This is a genomic window from Bacillus sp. PAMC28748 (assembly GCF_014250415.1).
In the GTDB taxonomy this organism is placed as follows: domain Bacteria; phylum Bacillota; class Bacilli; order Bacillales; family Bacillaceae; genus Bacillus; species Bacillus licheniformis.
On the sequence record NZ_CP060192.1, the window covers coordinates 1,686,443 to 1,702,681 of the forward strand.

Genomic DNA, 16,239 nt, shown 5'->3' on the forward strand with positions numbered 1-16,239 from the left:
CCCTCTTATTCTTTTATACTAATCGTTTGTATTTGTGAAACATCGTATTGGATGGCCTCGATTTTTCCAAGGTAATCAAGGAGAGCCTTAATTAAATACGTGCGGGGCTCTTTGCTGAAAAGCTCTTCGCTCAGCAAATCTGCCGCTGACAGCAGTTCTGTCACGGCAAAGTCGTCTTGTGACAGCGAAGAAATCTTGGTTTTCAGTTTTTGCAAAAGGTCTTCAAGCAATTCCTCTTTTTTGGGCGGTGCCCAGCATGATGAGAAATTCGAATAGGAGGCAATAATGTCTTCATTTAATGAACTTTTCTGATCTTCGTTCAGCTTTTTCTCTATGAAGAGGTCCAGAACTGACATAATGAATGGCGGAATCGTTTTAACGTCAGGCTGCGCTTTTCCAGTGCCGACTAAAAACAGGAATTCCCTCATCAGCCCGTGGAAAATGATGACGATATCCCATATAAACGGCTCGACCTCTTCGCCGTACGCTTGAATGATAGAGTCTTTATGCCAGCTGATAATCATTGATTTTGTTTCTTTCAGATGCTTTTTAAATACTGCGGTATCCGGAGATGATCCCTCATTGGAGATGAAATTGATAAATTGGCGGTTTTCACTGAATTCCGTAATCTCCAAAGCGATTTTTTTAGCGAATCTTTCTTTCGGCGTCAGCGAGGTTTCCGTATTGATGACGGCGCTTTTGTTCAGCATTTCATGCTTTCTGAACTTGATCAATGCCAGCAGAAGATCTTCTTTAGATTGAAACAGTTTATAAATAGATGCTTTTGACATTTTGCATTCTTCAGCGATCGCTTGCATTGCAACATTGTGATAGCCTTTTTGGGCAAACAGCTTTTTGGCGGCCCTTAAGACTGCTGCTTTTTTTTCGTTCATTCCGGCTCCTTCTTTCGCAATGATAAAACTCATGGGTCACTAAAAAACCCATGAGTTTTCATAAATGAAATATTAACAGACCGAACAGTTTCGGTCAACGATTTTGTTTTGGGTCACGATGAAGGCTGATCCAATCAGCCGCTTCTCCGTATGAAAGCACGCCGTCCGTCATACGATTGAAGGCGCCGCGGCGGATGATGTCTTCACCGATCTTTTTCACCAGTGACAGTGCAGCTCTGAAAGGGGCGGATCCGCAGCTGATCCTTTCAATCCCCAGTTCGGAAAGAATCTGTAAAGAGGGGGTGTGTGAGCCGGCCAGCACGTTGATCGGCCCGGATATACCTTTTCTCAGCCCGGCAATGGTGCCTGCATCATCGGCTCCGGGGATAAAAATGCAGTCCGCGCCTGCTTGACTGTACCGATTTGCCCGCCGGACTGCTGCTTGAAGACGGGAGCCGGGGGCGTCAGCATTGAGCCAGTACACATCCGTACGGGCATTGATTAAAACAGGAAGGTTCAGTTTTTTAACAGCCGTTATTTTTTCTTCCATTAATGTTTCATCACACAGCGGCCGACAGGGTTCTTTCGTTCCGTCTTCAATATTAATACCGACAACCCCGGCAGCTGCGGCTTTTTTTGCGTTTTCAGCGACTGTTTCCGGTGTTTGGCCGTAACCCGCTTCAAGATCTGCACTGACGGGAATATCGACGGCATCCGTGATGGTTTTCAGTACGGAAAGCAATGTTTCAAAGGGGAGATGTTCGCCGTCGGGATAGCCGAGGGACATGGCAATTCCGGCGCTGGTTGTCCCGACTGCTTTAAAACCGCAGTTTTGAAATGCTTTGGCGCTGGCTGCATCCCATGCATTTGGCAGAACGAATGGGTCTGACTGATGATGGAGATCCAGAAATGTTTGATACTTTGCAAATGATTTCATGTATTCCACTCCTTTTTTACATAGTGTAAATGTAAAGACCTTCGATGCTCATCGAAATGTGGAATGGAACGCATGGAAAAAGGCTATCGATCACCGATAGCCTAAAGCATCTATTCGAGTTTAAATCCTTGTTTCTCAAGCATTTCACGGATGTGAGGATAGTACACTTTATTGTAATAAGCGGATATGCCCTGAGACCAGTTTCTTGTTTCCTGTCCGTTAGTCCGTTTTGTCATGTATTCGGATATTTCTTCATCGTACGCGTCGATCAGCGGTTTTAAATCCGGTTGATACGTTTCGCTGTGCCTTACCGCTTGTTCCGGGAGGCGCGGCTTTTTGGCGGAGCGGTCCGCCGGATGGCCGACGACAAGTCCTGCGACAGGGAAGACGTATTCAGGAATATTGAGCAGTTTGATCAACTCTTCTGCACGGCCGCGGACCGCGCCGATCGGCACAGTGCCAAGTCCCATCGATTCAGCGGCTGCTGTGGCCGTCCCGAGGGCGATGCCTGCGTCGACAGCTCCGACAAGCACGGATTCCATTCCGTCTGTGATCGCAAGCGTTTCGCCGTTTTTCTCAAGGGCGATTTTCGCACGGTTGAAGTCCGCGCAGAACAAAAGGAAAACAGGGGCCTGCTCGATCCAGACCTGTCCGCCGGCCAGTTCGGCAATTTTCTTTTTCCGTTCCTCATCCTGAACCGTAATCACGGTGACCTGCTGGCCGTTAATGGAATTCGGCGCGGCTTGAACGGCTTGAATAATGTCGTCCAGCTGTTCAGGGCTCACGGGCTCATCTGTATAGCTGCGGATTGATCTATGGTCTTTCAATGTTTTCAATACTTCATTCATTAGAAACTCATCCTTTCTTTAATCCGTTGTGTGCGTTTTAACCACATTCAGGGGTTCTGATAAAAGGTCGCCCGCGGCTTGAACGAAAGCTTGAAAATGCTCTGTCTGATTATGGGCGTCAAGCGCGTCTTGATCCTTCCATTGCTCAAGCATGACAAATGTATTGGCATGTTCGGTATCTTCAAACAGCTGGTACTGGGCATTGCCGGCTTCAGCTCTTGAATGTTTAAGAAGCGGTTGTACGCTTTCGAGAAAGGCGTCTCGTTTTTCTGGTTTTACTTTCATATAGGCTTGCAATACGATCATTGGATCAAACCTCCATTATGTCATTTAGAATTCCTTTTCGTGTGCGTTGTATACACAGGGAATTGATTGTTCGAAAATCTTCGAACAATTGAATCGTAACATGTCCTTGCATTGCCGGCAACCCATTTGCCTCCTTGATGAATTGTCTTGAAGTTAGGATTATGATACATTTAACCCATGAAAACAAATGAAATGAAGTTAACAGCCGTTCTCCAAGCCTTGAGTGATCCTTACAGGCTTGAGATTGTCAAAGCATTGGCTGACACAGCCGAGAAAACGTGCGGTACGTGCACAAATCTCAATATTGCAAAGTCTACGCTGTCCCACCACTTCAAGGTGCTGAGGGAAGCGGGTCTGCTCAAAGTCCGCATCGAAGGGAAGCATCATTATTACTCCCTCTGCAAACGGGAATTGGAGGAGCAGTTTCCGGGACTGATCGAGGCGGTTCTCAAGGTAGAAAAGGAACGGTGGTAAACGGACCAGATGTCGGCTTTTTAAAGCCAGGCTGATACCGGCAGGAAAGAACCTGCCGGTATTTTTAAAGCTTCTCATCACCGCATACCGCTTCATAAAGCTTGGCAGTCCCTTCGTCGATCTGATCGGCAGCGATTTTGGCGAATCCGAGCACGAGCGATACCGTTCCTTCATGTTTTGTCTGCTCTTTCTTTAACGTAAACCGACTCATGCCGTAAACCTCGACCCGCCTTTCCTTTGCTCTTAATAAAACCTCTTCTTCACTTCTATCCGTTTCAAAATCGGCCACAAAGTGAAGGCCTGCGCTCTCGCCTTTAATTTTGACCCGGCCGTTAAAGTGTTTGACAAGGCTTCCGATCAGCCTTGTCCGCTTTTTTTCGTAAATCTGGTTCATTTTCTTAATGTGCTTTTGGTACTCCCCCGATTCGATCAGTTCCTGCAGGGCGAGCTGCGTTAAGACGCTGCTCGATTGAATCGAGAAATGGTGCCTTTTTCTGTATCGCTTCAGCAGCTTTTGCGGCAGTACCATATAGCTGATTCTCAGGCCCGGAAGAAGCGATTTTGAAAAAGTGCCGATGTAGATGACTTTTTCAGAGCGGTCAAGGCTTTGCAGGGCGGGGATCGTATCGCTCCCGTATTTAAATTCGCTGTCATAATCATCTTCCACAATATAGCGGTTTGCCCCGTCGGAAACCCAGTTTAAAAGCTGAATCCTCCTCGATACCGGCATAATGATTCCTGTTGGAAACTGGTGTGAAGGCGTGACAAATAAAACGTCCGGATTCAGACGGTGAATCTCGCTGATCCGCATTCCTTTATGGTCGAGCTGAATCGTGGCGACTTCTTTTCCTTCATTTTTCAGCAGTCGATAAATGCGGCTGTATCCCGGCTCCTCCATCGCATAGACGGCTGAGGCGGGGAGAAGGTCCTGGAGCGTGTGAATTAAGGACTGCGTCCCTGCGCTGATCACGATTTGTTCGGGGAGACATTTGACGCCTCTCGTTAAAGCGATAAAGCGTGCGATCGTTTGGCGCACTTCGTAGACGCCTTGCGGGTGCGTCATTTCTCCGAGTTCGTCAACATGTGAAGAAACCGCTTTCTGTTCGCAGCGAAGCCATGTTTTAAACGGAAAATGCGCCGTATCGACGCTCATATGGGAAAACGAGATCCAGCCGTCTTTGCTTTCAGGCTCTTCAACCAGTTCTTTTTCCAATTGAAGGGGACCGGGGTGACGGCTGGCGTGGAACGTTTCGATCTGCTCTACAAAAAAGCCTTTTCTTTCACGCGAATAAAGATAACCTTCTGCCAGAAGCTGCTGGTAGGCGGCGTTGACCGAATTGATGCTGACGTTCAATGTTTCGGCGAGCTCTCGCTTGGATGGGAGCTTTTTCCCCGGCAAAAGGTTGCGGCTGAAAATTTCTTGTTTAATCCGTTGATAGATTTGGTGATAAATATATTCCGCGCCCTTGGAGCGGTCAATCGGTATTGTGATCATAGCGCCTCCCTCTGGTACCATCAAAAATTAATGATTGGTACTTTTCATCATACCAAAAAATATTCAGAATTATAAGAAATAAAAGTGGGGGAGAGATTTTTTATGAGTCGGAACACAAAAGCATTCACAACGGAAGATTGGCAGGCCAAACGGGATCAATTCGTGGCAAGGGGTGTCTCCAACGGAAATCGTCATCTGGCCGCTAAAGGGGAAGGTGCCGTTTTATATGATATTGACGGACGCCGTTTTATCGATTTTGCCGGGGCGATCGGCACATTAAATGTCGGGCATTCACATCCGAAAGTTGTAGAAGCTGTCAAGCGGCAGGCCGAACAGCTCATCCATCCCGGTTTTAACGTCATGATGTATCCGGCCTATTTGGAATTGGCGGAAAAGCTTTGCCGGCTTGCGCCGGGCGCCCATGAGAAAAAAGCGATTTTCCTGAACTCGGGTGCGGAAGCCGTAGAAAACGCCGTGAAAATCGCCAGAAAATATACGAAGCGTCAAGCCGTCGTTTCTTTTACCCGCGGATTCCACGGACGCACAAACATGACGATGAGCATGACGAGCAAGGTGAAACCGTACAAATTCGGATTCGGTCCTTTTGCACCCGAGGTATATCAGGCGCCGTTTCCTTACTACTATAGAAAGCCTGAAGGGATGACTGATGAAAGCTATGATGACATGGTTATTCAGGCGTTTGACGATTTCTTCGTCTCGTCTGTTGCTCCGGAGACGGTTGCTTGCGTCGTCATGGAGCCGGTACAGGGAGAAGGCGGTTTTATCATTCCTTCAAAACGGTTTGTGCAGCATGTCGCAGCCTTCTGCCAAAAACACGGCATCGTTTTTGTCGCTGATGAGATTCAAACAGGCTTTGCCAGAACGGGCAAATATTTTGCGATTGAGCATTTTGATGTCGTTCCTGATCTTGTGACAGTGTCAAAATCGCTGGCTGCCGGCGTTCCGCTCAGCGGCGTCATCGGCCGGGCGGAAATGCTCGATGCGGCGGATCCGGGTGAACTCGGGGGCACCTACGCCGGAAGTCCGCTTGGATGCGTAGCCGCTTTGGCAGTGCTCGATATTATCGAATCGGAACAGCTCAACAAGCGCTCTGAAGAAATCGGCAAAGCCATCGAAGAGCGGGCGCTTGAATGGAAGATGAAATATCCGCAGATTGGGGAAGTCCGCCGACTTGGCGCAATGGCTGCGATTGAAATTGTCAGGGACGAAAAGACGCGGGAGCCGGACAAAGCAGCTGCGGCCAAGATTGCCAAGTACGCCAATGAACACGGTCTGCTCTTGTTGACGGCAGGGATCAACGGCAACATTATCCGTTTTCTGTCTCCGCTCGTCATTACTGATGAATTACTTGAGGAAGGGTTCGGCATCATTGAAGAAGCGCTGGAACAGCTCTAGTTTGACATCTTCTAAAAGAAGGAGCGGATTTTGATGGGTAAACAGCAAATGAAAAAAACGATGTCGCAGACGGATGTGCTATTTTTAGCGATCGGAGCTATGCTCGGCTGGGGCTGGGTCGTCCTTTCCGGCGACTGGATTTCGACAGCCGGCTTTTTGGGCAGCACGATCGCGTTTATCATCGGCGGCATACTCGTCATCTTAATCGGGTTAACGTACGCGGAGCTGTCTTCTGCCATCCCTGAAACGGGTGGCGGCTTGATTTTCGTCTACAGGGCGTTCGGACGAAAAACGGCTTTTGTCGCCGCTTGGGGTGTGCTGTTCGGCTATGTTTCGGTGATTACATTTGAGGCGGTCGCATTGCCTACCGTCATCGATTACGTCCTGCCTGTCGAACATCAGGGGTTTCTCTGGTCGCTAAGCGGCTGGGACGTGTATGTCACTTGGGTGTTGATCGGTTCGGGAGGTGCGGTCGTCCTGACAGCGCTCAATTACTTCGGCGTCAAGCCGGCCGCGATTTTTCAGTCGGTCTTTACGATTGCGATTATCGCCACGGGCTTTCTCCTTTTGGGCGGCGCCTTGGTAAACGGTGATTTCGAACATGTACAGCCCCTTTTTAAAGACGGGTTTTCCGGTATGATGTCCGTCCTTGTCATGATTCCGTTTCTATTTGTCGGATTTGACGTCATCCCTCAGGTTGCGGCTGAAATTAATGCCCCGAAAAAAATCATCGGCAAAATTTTGATTATTTCGATTATCAGTGCGGTCGTGTTTTATTTGCTGATTGTATTCGGCGTAACGATGGGTCTGTCAGAAAGCGAGCTTGCGACGACTTCTTTGGCAACCGCGGATGCAATGGTCAATCTGCTCGGGAACCAGCTGTTCGGCACGGTGCTTGTCCTCGGCGGCGTCGCCGGAATCATTACGAGCTGGAACGCATTTATCATCGGCGCGAGCCGGATTCTGTTTGCAATGTCGGAAAAGGGCATGGTGCCGAAATGGTTCGGCTTCATCCATCCGAAGTATAAAACGCCGACTAATGCAATTTTATTTCTGGGTGCGCTGGCGTTTTTTGCCCCGCTGCTCGGACGCCCTGCCCTTGTTTGGATCGTCAATGCAGGGGGAACAGGTATTATAGTCGGATATTTGATCGTCTCGATTGCATTCATGAAGCTGAGAAAAACAGAGCCGGATTTACACAGGCCGTATAAAATCAATAAGTGGAAAACAACGGGTATATCTGCTATCCTCTTAAGTGTTATCTTCCTTGCCTTTTATTTGCCAGGCATGCCGGCCGCGCTCACATGGCCGTATGAGTGGCTGATCTTGGCGGGATGGACATTGATCGGTTTTCTTTTATACAACAGCAGTTCAAAACGTAAAGGGGAGGAGATTCAACATGACCAGCATGCTAGAAGTATATAATCCTGCGACTGGAGAAAAAATCAAATCGGTTCCCCAGCAATCCGCAAAGGAAGTCGAAGAAGCTGTCGTACGCTCGCATGAGGCATTTCAAAAATGGTCGAAAACATCGGCTGCAGAACGAGCGGGCTTGCTGAAAAAATGGTTTGATTTAATTGTGGAGCAGAAGGACGAGCTGGCAAAATTGATTACGCTTGAAAACGGCAAGCCGTACGCTGAAGCGCAGGGCGAAGTCTTATATAGCGCAGGCTATATCGAATGGTATGCGGAGGAAGCGAAGCGCATCTACGGAAGAACGGTTCCCGCCTCTGTGACGAACAAGCGCATCATCGTCACACGCCAGGGAGTCGGACCTGTTGCGGCGATTACCCCGTGGAATTTTCCGGCGGCGATGATCACGAGAAAAGCGGCGCCGGCTTTGGCGGCGGGCTGTACCTTTATCATCAAGCCGGCGCCTGATACGCCTTTAACGGCGCTTGAGCTCGTCCGTCTCGGGCACGAAGCGGGCATTCCGAAAGACGTCCTTCAATGTGTGATCGGCGACGGACAAGAGATCGGCTCTATTTTTACAAGCCATCCGCTGATCCGCAAGATTACGTTCACCGGGTCAACACCTGTCGGCAAACATTTAATGAAAAACAGCGCCGAGACGGTGAAGCATGTGTCAATGGAGCTCGGCGGCCATGCCCCGCTGATCGTTGATGAAGATGCCAACATTGACCTCGCCGTTAAGCAGACGATGCTTTCGAAATACAGGAATGCCGGACAAACGTGCGTCTGTGCAAACCGTCTGATCGTTCATGAATCGGTTAAGGATGAATTTGCAGAAAAACTCCGCGCGGAAGTCGCCAAGCTGAAAGTCGGGAACGGACTCGAAGAAGGTGTATCAATCGGGCCGATCATCAATAAAAACGGCTTCCAAAAAATCGTCGATCAAATCAATGACGCGGTGAATAAAGGGGCGAAAGTTCTCATCGGCGCCGAATACGAAAGCGATGATGAGAAATCATGCTACTTTGTCCATCCGACAGTGCTGACGGATGTTGATCCTTCAATGACGATCATGCATGAGGAAACATTCGGCCCCGTTGCGCCGATTACGTCTTTTAAAACGCTGGACGAAGCGGTCAAGCTCGCCAATGATACGCCTTACGGTTTAGCGGCATACTTCTTTACGGAAAACTACCGCCGCGGCATCTATTTATCCGAAAACCTTGATTACGGCATTCTCGGCTGGAATGACGGCGGACCGTCAACCGTTCAGGCGCCTTTCGGCGGCATGAAGGAAAGCGGTATCGGACGCGAAGGCGGACTGGAAGGCATCGAGCCGTATTTGGAAACAAAATATTTGTCCATCGGTTTGGATGAATAACAAGACAACATGAAAACCCGCCCGTATATCCCCGGGCGGGTTTTTTTTACGCTTTCATCTGTTCAGCGTTTATTTTATCTTTTTTGGGCTGATAGGAAATATAAAAAATGCCTAAAAGAAGCAGGGCGATCCCGGCCCAGGAAACAAGAGGCAGCGATTCCCTGACAAGCACGGTTCCCAACAGCGACGCTGTAAGCGGTTCAGCAAGCGACAGCGTCACCGCCGTTGAGGCGGGCACTTTTGCCAATCCTGTCGTAAATAACAGGTACGCGGCTCCGGTTGCAATGACCCCGATATAGAGGCTGACAGCCATTCCCTGAACCGATGAGATCCAGCCGAGATCGTACAGAAACAACAACGGGGCAAGCAATACAGCGCTTAAAAAGAATACGGTGCCTGTGACAGCCTCCGGCTTTTGCTTTTGCAGGAGTTTCTTGCTTGTCAGCGTGTAGACGGCAAAGGAAAGACCGGCGCCAAGTGCGAGCAGTATGCCGAGAAAGCTCCCCCCCGATGAGGCGGAGGGAATGAATAATAAGGCTACGCCTGCTATCGCTGCAGCAGTTGCGATCCACCATTTCGTCTGCGGAACCTTTTTGAACACCAGCCATTCGAGGCAGCCGGCAATAATCGGAGCGCTGCCGATGGCGACGACCGTTCCGACGGCGATTCCTGACAGGCTGACGGCTGAAAAAAAGAAAGGCTGGTAAAATGCCATGCTCAATGCTGCGATGATCAGCGTTTTAACGGGCCAGCCGCTTCGTTTCAATTGACCGCGGAAAGCCGCGAACAAGAGCAGGGTGATGCCGCCGACAGCCATTCTGACAGCGCCGAACACAAGAGGTGCCGCCTCTTTCGGCGCAAATGCCTGGGTTGTTCCCGTCGTTCCCCATAAAATTGCCGCAAGCAAGACAAACAGAACCGATACTTTCATACTAACGATCTCTCCCTACTCGATCATTCAGAACTTTTTCTATTGTAAGATAAGTTTGCGGATTTTTGAATCGCCGCTTCGGAAATTTCCCTGAAAAGAGGAAATATTCAACGCTGGCCGAATTCATATAATGGCCAAAAAACAATTAAAGTTGGAGGAAGCGGATGAAAAAACGAACAGTTTTATTCTTCTTGTTGATCTGGCTCGCCGGATGTGCGAGCGCCCAAGAGGCTGAGGAACAAACCAAATGGGTGAACAGCGAACAGAAAGCGATTGAGAACGGCATTCGTTATGAAAGCATTACAAAAGACGATATTATAGACAAAATCGATTTAAACGGTGAACAAGTCGTCGTTTTTCGATTCGGCGATTCGGAGGGAGAGGGGATTGGCCTCGCACACATCAAAAGGGAAAACGGCAACTATCAATGGTACCGCGACTTAAATTACGCAATTGTAAAATCGGACCACCCGAAAACGGAGAATGCGGAAGCTTCCGCGCCGTTCACAACCCCTAAGGGAAGAAAGTACACGTTATATACAGGGGATGCAGATCGCCTGAATGGTACATTTGAGACTGATGACGGGCTTCATTTGGAGCCGGTGGTCGATCAAAAAACGGGCATGTATTATCAGATCGTGCAGGATTCGGACTGAAATGAAACAAAAATGCTGTCGGGTTGTTCCCGACAGCATTTCATTTTTTACGATTTCTTTTTCCGCACTGTCAAGAGCAGCGCAGCACCTCCAAGAAGCACGGCGAGGATCGACAGGATCAGGGAAGCGGTTTGAATCCCTTGTCCTCCTTGACTGTCTTCATTTTCTGCGGCAGCGTTTTGTTTCGTTGAAGCGCCGTGTGCATCAACCGTTTCGTGTCCGAGTTTTGCAGCGTCGACAATGCTTGTGATTGCATGCGGGGTATCGGCGTCATCATCACCGGTCCACTCGACAATTGTGCCGTCCTTATAATATTGGTATGCGTTCCAGGCGGCCTTTTGTTCTTTGTCAGGGTTTTTGGCGGTGAAGGTAAACTGCTGGAATTCACCAGGCTGAATGCCGCCGTTTTCGGCTTCCCACGTCACCCTTGTTACTTTTTCGTTTTTGCCGGTTTCAGTGCTTGTTTTCCACCCCGGCACCGGTTCATACTGCTGAAATTCAACACCGTCCGGCATGCTGAGAACGACCTTGATCGTGGCGTTGTCTTTTTCAACCGGTACTTTGACAGTGTATGTTTCCCATGAGCCTGCTGCTGATTCGGTCGGTTTTACCGTGACATGTGCGCTGACCGGCACGGAGAAAAGCAAAAATGATGCTAGGATTGCACCCATCCATAATGTCTTTTTCAACATAATCAAAACTCCTTTTTATTAATTTTTGCATTGAAAACTGTTCTGATTTCCTCAAATGACGCCGTTAATCCGTGAACGCGGATCTTCCAGATGCCGTCTTCGCTTAAATTTAAATTTTTCGTTTGGAAAACACCGTCTTTATTTTTGCTGAGGCTGAACGTGCTTTCCTTGTCATCCCCGAAAAGCCCGGTTTTCTCAACGGTTAATTCAATTTTTTGGATATCTTTGACGACGTCTCCTTTTCTGTTTCTGACGGTGACTTCAAACGTATTTGAGCCCGGCATGTTTGGGCTGATTCGGAGTGACAGCGTATTTCCTTCCGTCAGCTGCTTCGTCTCACTGAAAGGCTGCGGCAGCGGCGCGGGCGGACTTGGAATATTGGTGAAAACCGCCGTGGTCAGCAGAATGAGAAGCCCGACCGCCCATTCAGCTTTCATCGAACGGCCGTCCTGCTGTTTCGGCGCTTTTCTAAAACGAAAATAGTGAAATGCCCCGAGTCCGATCATGAGAAGGACGAGCGCCGATTTCACAAGGAGCGCTTTTCCGTAAGCCGTCCCGAACAGGTTATCCAGTGTATGAACAATGAAAAAGCTGTTGAAAAGGCCCGAGAATATGAGTAGCCCTGCTGAAGCGAGCGCCCATGGCGAGAAGCGCCGAATGGTTTCCCATATCAAACTTTTGTCAGGCTTCAGCCAGTCTTTTCCGAAAAACAGCACAAACATCGCGAGTCCGCCAGTCCAAATGGAAGCGGCATTCAGATGGATGAAGTTCATCGCGATTGTCATATAGCCTGCGCTCGTCGAAGCGGCATGGCCGTCGAGCGATTTGACGAACAATAGTCCGGCAAAAAGGAACAGGCTCAAGATCGCGCTCTTCAGGCCTTTTCTATTCGAAGAGAAAACAAGCAAGGCGATGATGGCGATGTTGATCAGCCACAGCGTTCCGCCCGTCGTATTCAGAAGCGTTTCTTTTAAAAGCGAAGGCTGAAAAGCCCCGATCCAGGAAACGCCTGCGTTTGTTTTTGTTTGCAGTGGCAGCTGAATGATGATGGCAGCCCCTGTCAATAAGAGCGCCACATTCGTGATCCGCTTCAGACGGCGCTTTTTGTCACCCGGCCAGCCGTTTTCAGGTCGGTGCCAGACGAGCTGAAAAAGAGCGGCTCCCATGAACAGGGAGAAACCGGTATACAAAAGGACGCGTTCAATGACGATATAGGCTGCCGGCAGGCCTGATGCTTGATTTTGCTGATCTTTCGGCAGCCCGCCTTGAATGTTTCCGATACTAAAAGGGATCGTGCCTGATACAGGATGACCGTCTGCGGATACGGCTCTCCATTCGGCCGAGTAGATATCATCCTTTAACTTCGGTTTCAGCTTGACGGTCATGATCTTTGCGTTTTGGGGGTCGATTTCCGTTTTGCCGGAATCTACCCGTTCACCCGACGAATTTCTGACCGTTATCGAATGAAACCCGTTCTGAATCGCTTCATTGAATTCGATCTTAATTTCTTCAGGCGCTTTTTTCAGCTCCTGATTTTCAGCAGGAGTTGATTGTACGATATAAGCGTGAGCAAAAGCGGCTTTTGGCAGCAGAATGGTACAAAGAACAGCCAGAACTGCCCAGAGTGTTGCTCTTTTCATCACATTCATCCAATCTCTTAACAAAATTTCATGTCTTCAGGCTGCAGCAGCTGTTCTTCATCGTTTTCTGGACCAGAAGCGCGGCATCGTCAAACGATAACAGCTGTCCGCCAAAGCCTTTTTTGAATTTCCGCGCTTCTGCTTCAGAAGCGAAAGGGAGCGCATGCGGCTCGCAGCAGTTCAAATGAAGATCTGTATCCAGCAAAAAGACGGCAGCTTTGGCGCTGATCGTCGTATCCAGCAAAAAATCCCTGCAGATAATCTGTGATACATCATCTTTCACTTTCTCATAGCGGAGCATTGCGCAATGCGCGCAGCAAAACTGTTCAATTTGGCTGTCGTTTTTGACAATTTGCACGGCAAGCCTCGAACCTGCCCCTTTTCCGCAAACGACGCAAAGCTGCCCAAGCTGCTGCTTCGGCTTGTTTAGCGTAATTCCGCCTGCGGTCTTGATGACCTGCCCGTTTTCAACGAGCGGTTTAATGTCGCGGTAAACGGTCATTTCAGAGACGTTCAGCCTTTTCGAAATTTCCGAAATGCGCAGAGATTCTTCTTCTTTGATCCAAGCCAAAATCTGCTCCCTTCTTTTAATCGGTAGCATTCTCCTCCCCCGTTCTTTATGTTCTGTACTTATAAGCCTAGTAGATTGAAGGAAAAGAAACAAGCGGAACGTGATAAAAAATGTGATGAAATGTTGAACTTTAACATCGCGGCCAAAGCCGTTGAATCGTCGTCAATGGGTACTGGTCAAACCGTCCTGTTTCTAAAATTTTTTGTCAGGAAATGTAACAGGTTTGCACGCTTTAGCGATGCAATGTGAAATAATAATCCGGAGCAAAGCTGCAGAGGGGAGGGGAGAAAATGGGGAAACAAAGGCTTGTTTTAATAGGAAACGGCATGGCAGGGGTTCGCACGGCCGAAGAGATTTCACTACACGGCGGGAGCCGGTTTGAGATCGTCATCATCGGCAGCGAACCACACCCGGGCTATAACCGGATTCTGCTGTCTTCTGTCCTTCAGGGAGAAACGGATTGGAACGATGTGATGACAAAAAGCCGGAGCTGGTATGAAGAAAACGGGATTACCCTTTATACAGGGGAAACGGCTGTCGCAATCGATACGGTTAATCAAACGGTGGCGACAGATCAAAACCGCGAAATCGCTTATGACAAACTGATCATTGCGACGGGCTCTTCCCCGTTTATCCTCCCGGTTCATGGTGCAGACAAAGAAGGGGTATATGGTTTTAGAACAATAGACGATTGCCGGGCATTCATAAACGCATCAAAGCGATTTAAAAAAGCGGCCGTCATCGGCGGGGGAATATTGGGCCTTGAGGCGGCGCGGGGATTGGCAAACCTCGGGATGAAGGTTGATGTGGTTCACCACTCTTCCTCAATCATGCAGACTCAGCTTGATCCGCCGGCTTCTGCCATGCTCCAGAAAGAGCTGGAGCGTCAAGGGATCCATTTTCTTTTGGAGAAAGATACAGAGGCGATTTTAGGAACATCGCGCGCCGAGGGTGTGCGGTTTAAAGACGGGACGAAGATCAGCGCCGATCTCGTCGTCATGGCTGCCGGTGTCAGACCGAATATCGAACTGGCCAAGGCGAGCGGTATTTCAACCAACAGGGCGATCATCGTCAGCGACTATATGGAGACAAATGTTCCAAATGTCTACGCCGTCGGTGAATGCGCGGAGCATAACGGAACGGTCTACGGCTTAGTCAAGCCACTGTATGAGCAGGGGAAAGTGCTGGCCAAACATATTTGCGGCCTCGAATGTTCCGGTTATCAGGGCTCCGTTCAGTCCGCGGCTTTAAAAATGTCCGGAATCGACGTCTTTTCGGCAGGGAAAATCACAGAGGACGACTCGACGACGGCTATTAAACTTTTAGACGAAGCGGCCGGAGTCTATAAAAAAGCGGTCTTTCAAGGGGATAAAATGGCCGGCGTCATTTTATACGGAGACACCAGCGGCAGTCAAAGGCTGTTGGAAAGCATCATCAAACAAAGGGATATTACCGTTGTCAAAAAAGAGCTGTTTCAATCGGAGGAAGACAGTTCAGTCGCTTCTATGGCGGTTCGTGAAACGATCTGCCAATGCAACGCGGTTTCAAAAGGCATGATCATGGAAGCGATACAGACGCACGGTTTAAAGACGGCCGAGGAGGTCAAACGCTGTACAAAAGCTTCCGGGTCATGTGGCGGCTGCAGGCCGTTGGTCGAGGAACTGCTCCTCCATACCGCCGAACATGATGGTCACATATCTGCGGCGGAACAACCGATGTGCGCCTGCACTTCATTCACGGAAGATGAAGTCGTGAACGAAATACAGATGAGAAATCTTTCTTCCGTTCACGAAGTCATCTCGGCGCTCGGCTGGAAAAATAGCAGCGGATGCCGGATTTGCGTGCCCGCGCTTCACTACTATTTAAAAATGATCCGTCCGGACATCGCCTATGAGGAGCACGAAGAGGAGACGGATGCCATCATCCCGCAAATGTACGGAGGCCGGACGAATGCCGAAGAGCTGAAGCGCATTGCAGGAGTGATTGAAAAATATCAAATTCAAGAGGTGTACATGACACACCATCAGAGATTAAAGCTTGCCGGCATTAAGCCGGAGCTTATAGAGCGCGTGAAAGAAGAACTCGGCATGCCGTATTGCCCGCCGCAACAGCAGCGGATCGCCGCGGTTAAAACGTGCCCATGCGGATCACCGCAGATTCAAACATTGGCAGCAGACTTGGAAAAAGCAGCAGAATCCCTCCTCATTCCGGCCAAGGTCTCCATTGGGGTGTCGGGCTGTTTGGACGATTGCGTGTACGCTTCAGTTCATGACATCGGACTTCTCAAAGTAAACGGAGGATGGGAGTTTTATGCGGGCGGCCAAGGAGGACAGCATGCTTCCCCGGGAGAGCTGCTTTCAGTAGCCGACTCGGCGGAGGAAGCGGGTGAACTCATGAAAGGCCTGCTTCAATATTACCGCGAAACAGCAAACTATCTTGAGAAGATCGGGCATTGGATTGAACGCGCCGGCATCATTCATATCCGGGAAGTTTTATTTGACAACGGACTTCGCGGCCAGCTGATCGAACGGCTTGAAAAAGAAAAGCGGCTGGCTCAGCAAGAAACGATAAAAGGGCTGATGTGAA

General features: G+C 49.3%; 15 protein-coding genes. 6 read left to right on the forward strand and 9 right to left on the reverse strand.

What is annotated here, in order from left to right; translation table 11 throughout:
- Positions 1 to 5: 5 nt before the first annotated feature.
- The 4 genes from H7F26_RS08550 to H7F26_RS08565 form a co-directional block, all read right to left on the reverse strand.
- Positions 6 to 893 carry a TetR/AcrR family transcriptional regulator gene (locus H7F26_RS08550; protein WP_228767661.1) on the reverse strand — a complete coding sequence of 296 codons (888 nt, stop codon included), beginning with the start codon at positions 891 to 893 and terminating at the stop codon, positions 6 to 8.
- Positions 894 to 987: 94 nt separating this feature from the next.
- Positions 988 to 1,830, reverse strand: coding sequence for an isocitrate lyase/PEP mutase family protein (locus tag H7F26_RS08555; protein ID WP_009330179.1), 843 nt, complete (start codon positions 1,828 to 1,830; stop codon positions 988 to 990).
- Between the two features lie 110 nt (positions 1,831 to 1,940).
- On the reverse strand, positions 1,941 to 2,678 hold the full coding sequence (locus tag H7F26_RS08560) for an NADPH-dependent oxidoreductase (protein ID WP_003178951.1): 738 nt from the start codon (positions 2,676 to 2,678) through the stop codon (positions 1,941 to 1,943).
- Positions 2,679 to 2,696: 18 nt separating this feature from the next.
- Entirely contained in the window at positions 2,697 to 2,984 is a 288-nt protein-coding gene (locus H7F26_RS08565; RefSeq protein WP_003178953.1) for a putative quinol monooxygenase, read from the reverse strand.
- A gap of 177 nt (positions 2,985 to 3,161) precedes the next feature.
- On the opposite strand from H7F26_RS08565, the gene H7F26_RS08570 reads away from it, so the two are divergent.
- Positions 3,162 to 3,458 (forward strand): ArsR/SmtB family transcription factor, encoded by a 297-nt coding sequence (locus H7F26_RS08570; protein ID WP_003178955.1) that lies wholly within the window; start codon positions 3,162 to 3,164, stop codon positions 3,456 to 3,458.
- Between the two features lie 64 nt (positions 3,459 to 3,522).
- Here the strand turns inward: H7F26_RS08570 and H7F26_RS08575 are convergent, their stop codons facing one another.
- Positions 3,523 to 4,953 carry a MocR-like transcriptional regulator GabR gene (locus tag H7F26_RS08575; protein WP_185855250.1) on the reverse strand — a complete coding sequence of 477 codons (1,431 nt, stop codon included), beginning with the start codon at positions 4,951 to 4,953 and terminating at the stop codon, positions 3,523 to 3,525.
- A gap of 102 nt (positions 4,954 to 5,055) precedes the next feature.
- Here H7F26_RS08575 and gabT point away from each other — a divergent pair, with 102 nt between their 5' ends.
- From gabT to gabD, 3 genes are read left to right on the forward strand one after another with little or no spacing between them, the layout of a single operon-like run.
- Positions 5,056 to 6,369 carry a 4-aminobutyrate--2-oxoglutarate transaminase gene (gene gabT, locus H7F26_RS08580; protein WP_011197548.1) on the forward strand — a complete coding sequence of 438 codons (1,314 nt, stop codon included), beginning with the start codon at positions 5,056 to 5,058 and terminating at the stop codon, positions 6,367 to 6,369.
- Between the two features lie 33 nt (positions 6,370 to 6,402).
- The gene (locus H7F26_RS08585) at positions 6,403 to 7,794 is read left to right on the forward strand and encodes an APC family permease (RefSeq protein WP_003178960.1); all 1,392 of its coding nucleotides are present in this window, start codon (positions 6,403 to 6,405) and stop codon (positions 7,792 to 7,794) included.
- The gene (gene gabD / locus H7F26_RS08590) at positions 7,769 to 9,163 is read left to right on the forward strand and encodes a succinate-semialdehyde dehydrogenase (RefSeq protein WP_009330176.1); all 1,395 of its coding nucleotides are present in this window, start codon (positions 7,769 to 7,771) and stop codon (positions 9,161 to 9,163) included. The genes H7F26_RS08585 and gabD overlap by 26 nt, the downstream gene beginning before the upstream one ends.
- 46 nt (positions 9,164 to 9,209) lie before the next feature.
- Here the strand turns inward: gabD and H7F26_RS08595 are convergent, their stop codons facing one another.
- Entirely contained in the window at positions 9,210 to 10,094 is an 885-nt protein-coding gene (locus tag H7F26_RS08595) for an EamA family transporter (RefSeq protein ID WP_003178966.1), read from the reverse strand.
- 164 nt (positions 10,095 to 10,258) lie between these two features.
- Here H7F26_RS08595 and H7F26_RS08600 point away from each other — a divergent pair, with 164 nt between their 5' ends.
- Positions 10,259 to 10,750, forward strand: a complete 492-nt coding sequence (locus H7F26_RS08600) for a hypothetical protein (RefSeq protein WP_003178968.1) — start codon at positions 10,259 to 10,261, stop codon at positions 10,748 to 10,750.
- Between the two features lie 47 nt (positions 10,751 to 10,797).
- On the opposite strand, the gene H7F26_RS08605 is transcribed toward H7F26_RS08600, so the two are convergent.
- Genes H7F26_RS08605 through H7F26_RS08615 form a run of 3 tightly spaced genes read right to left on the reverse strand, consistent with a single transcriptional unit; the run spans position 10,798 to position 13,683 of the window.
- Positions 10,798 to 11,442: a YcnI family copper-binding membrane protein gene (locus H7F26_RS08605; protein ID WP_003178971.1), complete on the reverse strand. Its 645-nt coding sequence runs from the start codon at positions 11,440 to 11,442 to the stop codon at positions 10,798 to 10,800.
- A 2-nt stretch (positions 11,443 to 11,444) separates the two neighbouring features.
- Complete coding sequence (locus H7F26_RS08610; protein ID WP_313770536.1) at positions 11,445 to 13,091, reverse strand: copper resistance protein CopC; 1,647 nt, start codon at positions 13,089 to 13,091, stop codon at positions 11,445 to 11,447.
- A gap of 19 nt (positions 13,092 to 13,110) precedes the next feature.
- Positions 13,111 to 13,683, reverse strand: coding sequence for a DeoR family transcriptional regulator (locus H7F26_RS08615; protein WP_016886382.1), 573 nt, complete (start codon positions 13,681 to 13,683; stop codon positions 13,111 to 13,113).
- Positions 13,684 to 13,943: 260 nt separating this feature from the next.
- On the opposite strand from H7F26_RS08615, the gene nirB reads away from it, so the two are divergent.
- On the forward strand, positions 13,944 to 16,238 hold the full coding sequence (nirB, locus tag H7F26_RS08620) for a nitrite reductase large subunit NirB (protein WP_003178977.1): 2,295 nt from the start codon (positions 13,944 to 13,946) through the stop codon (positions 16,236 to 16,238).
- The last annotated feature ends 1 nt before the right edge of the window (position 16,239 follow it).